This window comes from Acaryochloris sp. IP29b_bin.137 (assembly GCF_028285745.1).
In the GTDB taxonomy this organism is placed as follows: domain Bacteria; phylum Cyanobacteriota; class Cyanobacteriia; order Thermosynechococcales; family Thermosynechococcaceae; genus Acaryochloris.
Genome location: NZ_JANQOP010000223.1, coordinates 1 through 5,319 on the forward strand (window position 1 = coordinate 1; position 5,319 = coordinate 5,319).

Consider the following 5,319-nt stretch of genomic DNA (forward strand, 5'->3'; position numbering starts at 1 on the left):
ATAGGGTAGTCGTTTCGGCCACCCTATTTTCTTTGAAATCACACTGCCCTATCTACTGCTGACTCTAGATTTGAAGTACCTTGTCATCCCCAAAGCTCAAGCACTCAATTCAGGCACTCATCTGATGCGGTGGCGTTAGTGAGTATTTGCAACAGTGAAGACACCTCTGATAAGTCAGAAGTGGCGGTAGGGGCGGTTAAACTTGCGCGAGTAATGACCTCTAGATCTTTCCGTTCAAGGGCGACATGCTGGACTTCGGGATGGAGGATAACGAAGGGAAATGAGCGTAGGGGGGACTCATCCGCCATATTCAAGAAGGGGGCTGGATTATCATCGGTATAAAGAATCACATCGGGCTTCCAGATTTTTACTAATAACTCGGCCTCATCTAAGGTTGTGGTCGAAATCACTCTCCACTGATGTTCATACAGAGATTGATCGATAGGACTTGGTAGTACATTCCCCGAGGGATCGAGATTTTGGTCTAGATGCAGAATAGTTAATTTTTGAGGGTTGGCAGCTTTAGAAACCGACATATGGCTCTGCTGAGGAGCAATTACCGACAGGAAAGTTTGGGTGTTGAAACGCTTCTCAAACCATTGTCCTAAACCAGGCTGAAGCGCGGACAAGGTTAGGCAGTCATCCCCTCCCATTTTTGTAGTTTGCTGACAATCTTCGGGACTGCCTATCAGCAAGATGGGAAGAGTATCAGTTTGCTGTCTGAGGGTTGAGAGGATTTCCCATCCTGAACCAGTGGTGAGCAGGGTTTGTAAAATAATGGCTTGGGGCCTAAGCAGGGCGACTTTCTGGAGTGCTTCTGACTCAGCGCGGGCAACCACCACCTGTAGAGATTGCTCAGAAAGCTCTTGACTCACCTGTTCGATCAGACTAGGGGTTGTGGCAATGAGGAGAACCAAGCCTTTGGTGATTTTAGCTCGCTGGCTACGATGCTTCTCTGGTGGTACATACAACGAGAATGTATTCCCCTGCTTTGGTCCAGAAATAAAGGAAATATCGCCAGATAACTGTTCTACTAATCGTTGAGCCAAGATCAGACCCAGTCCAGTTTTACCCAAAATAGCTTGATCAGACTGAGTCCAGGTTTGGGGAATTTGAAAGATTAGCGGCTGCTGAAGATGGGGAATTGGTTCACCCTGATCAGAAATCGTAAAGATGGTCCAGCCTTGCCACAACGTCACGTTCAGCACAACGGGGGATTGTCCTTGAGTCAGCCCTAAGGCGTTATGCAAAAGATGGACCAGAATTTGACGCAGCTTCGGCTCATCGGTGTAGATTGAGCCAAGCCTTCCCTGGGGATGCCGCCGGATGAGCAGAGCGGCCTGATTGGCTGTGCCTTCTTCCAGTTGATAGTATCGTTTCGCTTGGGCGATCGCATCCTCACAGAGTAAATCTAAACTAACAGCTTTATGCGCTTTTGGTTGAACTTCCATAGGGAGTCGCGTTAAATCCAGGAGCGTATTGAGGATACTCATCAATTGCTGACTTTTCTGATGAATTAACTGTATATATTGCAGTTGACGCTCAGACAAATTCTGAATACCCTGATGGCTGAGAACATTGGACAAACTCAAAATGGCCGTCAGGGGAGATTTAAGTTCATGGCTAATTTCCGCCAACAGTTCCGCACTCAGGGGAGCGGAAGAAGAAGGTTGTTCTGGCGTCGATGACTCCGTTGAGGCTAGGGGGCGCTTCGGTAGCTCCCATGGGGTAGAAACAGAGCTTTTTAAATCCGAGGAAAACTTAATGGCAACGCTCAGGGGAACATGATGGGCCAAGAACTGAACTAACTTAGGCGTATCCAACAACCCTAAATATTTGCCGGTTTTGTCTTCAGTAATGGCCCAAGACATTAGCCTGTCTTCGGCAATGGCCTGCAAAGACTGCCAGAATTGCTTAAGCGATTCCGAGGCTACCACGCAATACAGGGGATTGTTGGGTAAATTAACCCACTCGCCAATAGGCTGCTGAGGAGAAACCGCATCCGTGGAGTGTTGTTCAGCAAAAAATAGGTAGATAAATTGGGCTGAGCGAATTAGACTAACGGGTTGTTGCTGTTGATTAACCACCACTAATCTAGACAAATCTATCCCCTCACCCCAATCTCCTGCCAACTGATCCGTTGGCGAGGATATACTCTGGTGTTGCAATACGTCTAATATCTCCTGAATGGGAGTTTCGGTCTGACACACCAAGGTCTGCTGCGAAAACTCACCAACAGTGGTTTGCTCGAATAACACGGCAATACGCTCAATTTATGATCGGATGGGTAGATCGGCCAATATCAATACTGAACAATGAGATATCAAGGGGGGCGTTAAGAAAAATCGGCAGATATTGAGACGCAAAAGAATATTTAAAGGGAGATGGATAGAGAAATCGCAAGAAAATCAAGAACCATTTTGGCTATACCTATTATTTCACTAATTGCCAGCGTTCTTTGCCGATCGGAATTAGATGAAGCTGAATTCAAATTAAAGACCCAAGTGGGTATTTCCCCCCAGCGTTAATCGAATCAGGTAGGCGGTTGACCGAGGAGTTTCGATCTTAGATGCTTGATGCGATCGCGATACTTCGCCGCTTCCTCAAACTCTAAATTTTTGGCCGCTTCTTTCATCTGTGCCTCCAACTGGGTAATCAACTCGGGCACACTCTCCAAAGGCAAATCATCTGCCTGTTCGTAGGCATCTTCGAGTTCTTGGGTATTGAGGCGGCGAGAAACCTCCAAAAAAGCCAAGATGGCATTGTCAGAACCTTTTCTGACCGGTTGGGGCGTGATGCCGTGCTTTTTATTGTAGGCCAGCTGAATCGTACGACGCCGCTCTGTTTCGGAAATAGCCTTCTCCATACTGTCCGTTAAATTATCGGCATAGAGGATGGCTTGTCCCCGCACATGGCGGGCTGCTCGACCAATGGTTTGAATCAGGGAACGCTCGGCTCTCAGGAACCCTTCTTTATCTGCATCCAAGATGGCGACTAGGGAAACCTCAGGCAGATCTAAGCCTTCTCGCAACAGGTTGACCCCAATAAGAACATCAAATTCGCCTTGACGCAAATCCCTGAGGATTTCGATCCGCTGAATCGCATTGATTTCTGAGTGCAGATAACGAACTCGCGCCCCCCGCTCTTCAAAATATTCCGTTAGATCTTCCGCCATCCGTTTGGTCAAAGTGGTGATCAAGGTTCGCTCATGCCGACCGACCCGCTCTTGAATCTCTGCTAGCAAGTCGTCGACTTGGCCCGTGGTTGGACGGACAAAAATTTCTGGATCGACCACCCCCGTGGGCCGAATCACCTGTTCAACCACCCGTTCTTCCGATAGCTCCAGTTCCCACAAACCTGGTGTTGCGGATACAAACACACACTGATTCACCTTGTGCCAAAACTCCTCAGACTTAAGCGGCCGATTATCTGCTGCACTGGGGAGGCGAAACCCGTGATCGATCAGGACTTTCTTACGGGCCTGATCACCGTTATACATGCCTCGGATTTGGGGCACGGTCACATGGGATTCATCCACCATTAACAACCAGTCCTTGGGGAAATAATCCACCAAACATTCTGGCGGCTCTCCCGCCTGTCGGCCCGCCAAATGCCGGGAATAGTTTTCCACGCCGTTGCAGTACCCTACTTCTCGCAGCATTTCCAAGTCATAGCGAGTACGTTGATTTAGGCGCTGAGCCTCCAAGAGTTTCCCCGCTTCTTCTAGGTGCTCGACTTGGGCCTTTCGTTCCACATCAATCGCTTCAACCGCCATTGCCAACCGTTCAGTTGGGGTGACAAAGTGGCGAGCGGGATAGACATTGAGCCCCTCTAGGCTTTGTAAGGTTTCTCCCGTCACCGGATCGACATAGCGAATAGCGTCAATCTCATCCCCAAAGAACTCCACGCGAATAATCCGATCTTCGTAGGCGGGACCAATCTCCAACACATCCCCTTTGACTCGAAACCGCCCCCGTCCCAGCTCTACATCGTTACGGGTGTACTGAACAGCGGCTAAACTTCGTAGCAATTGGCGCTGATCCATTTCAGTCCCTACTTTTAGAGGAATTGAAGCCTTGAGATATTCAGAAGGAATCCCCAAACCGTAAATACAGCTAATCGAAGCCACCACAATTACATCCCGGCGCTCAAAAAGCGATCGCGTCGCTGAATGCCGCAACATATCAATTTCTTCATTAATAGAAGCCGTTTTTTCGATATAGGTATCCGTGACGGGAATATAGGCTTCCGGTTGGTAATAGTCGTAATAGCTAATAAAGTACTCCACTGCGTTGTTGGGAAAAAAGGAGCGGATTTCATTGCAGAGCTGGGCAGCTAGGGTTTTGTTATGGGCCAGGATCAGGGTGGGTTTACCAATCTCTTCGATCACCTTAGCCATTGTGAAGGTTTTTCCTGTACCCGTAGCCCCCAACAAGGTTTGTCTAGGATGGCCAGATTGAAGCAAAGCGGTTAATTTCTCAATGGCTTGGGGTTGGTCACCGGTTGGCACAAAGGGAGCATGGAGATCAAAAGCGGTCATCAAGTTGAAGAGGTGGCTGCCTTTTTATAATGCCGAATTTTTGCAGAACACGGCAGTCGCATGACGCAAAACAATAGGAACCCGTGATAACAGTCACGTTCAGGTCAACTAGCCCTGCCTAAATTAGAGATAACAAAGGACTCATACAGAGCAGGTGAAAACAACTCTTGAATAGAGGATTTATGCTTTCTGCTTGAGTCACAGAAAGGAGAATACATCATGTCTAAGTTCAAAAAGATTTCTGCAAAAGCCCTCGTGATGGCATCTGTGGCCGTGGGTGTCCAAGCAGTCAGTACCTTTGGTGCTTTTGCGGGTCCAGCCCTCTTTTATCGCTTCGGGAATGTTCGGTTAAATCAATGGGAATGTATGCGCAGAGCCACGGTTTCCCTCCGCCGAGAAGGGCTTAATGTACGGAAGCCGGATGTAAATATCAACAATACACCGTTTATTTTCGCTGATAATGCAGATTACTCTGCGATTATTGATTGTTCTCAATTCGCTAGACGACATCGTGCTAACAAGCGTGTCACTGTGATGGTAAGTGGGTTTGGGCGAGGTGCAAATACCTTATCCAGCACATTAATCGACAACATGTATTAATCTGCCCAATTCTGTTATGAAGCTTGAAGCCGGACGACTCCCAATTAATATGTCCGGCTTCACACTTTCGGCAAGGAGAAAATAACTATCCTTCTTAAGCCTCCGGTTTGACCGGAGGACTCGTAAGGTTTAACCTTCCCTGCGGTCATAGTCCTATCCCAAAACTTCGGGAGTTGCTA

General features: G+C 48.0%; 3 protein-coding genes. 1 reads left to right on the forward strand and 2 read right to left on the reverse strand.

Annotated features, from left to right (window positions below; genetic code table 11):
* Positions 1–104 precede the first annotated feature (104 nt).
* Positions 105–2,258 carry a hybrid sensor histidine kinase/response regulator gene (locus Q0991_RS15535; protein ID WP_299489835.1) on the reverse strand — a complete coding sequence of 718 codons (2,154 nt, stop codon included), beginning with the start codon at positions 2,256–2,258 and terminating at the stop codon, positions 105–107.
* A gap of 275 nt (positions 2,259–2,533) precedes the next feature.
* Positions 2,534–4,540 carry an excinuclease ABC subunit UvrB gene (gene uvrB / locus Q0991_RS15540; protein ID WP_299489837.1) on the reverse strand — a complete coding sequence of 669 codons (2,007 nt, stop codon included), beginning with the start codon at positions 4,538–4,540 and terminating at the stop codon, positions 2,534–2,536.
* Between the two features lie 219 nt (positions 4,541–4,759).
* Here uvrB and Q0991_RS15545 point away from each other — a divergent pair, with 219 nt between their 5' ends.
* The gene (locus tag Q0991_RS15545; RefSeq protein WP_299489839.1) at positions 4,760–5,140 is read left to right on the forward strand and encodes a hypothetical protein; all 381 of its coding nucleotides are present in this window, start codon (positions 4,760–4,762) and stop codon (positions 5,138–5,140) included.
* Positions 5,141–5,319 lie beyond the last annotated feature (179 nt).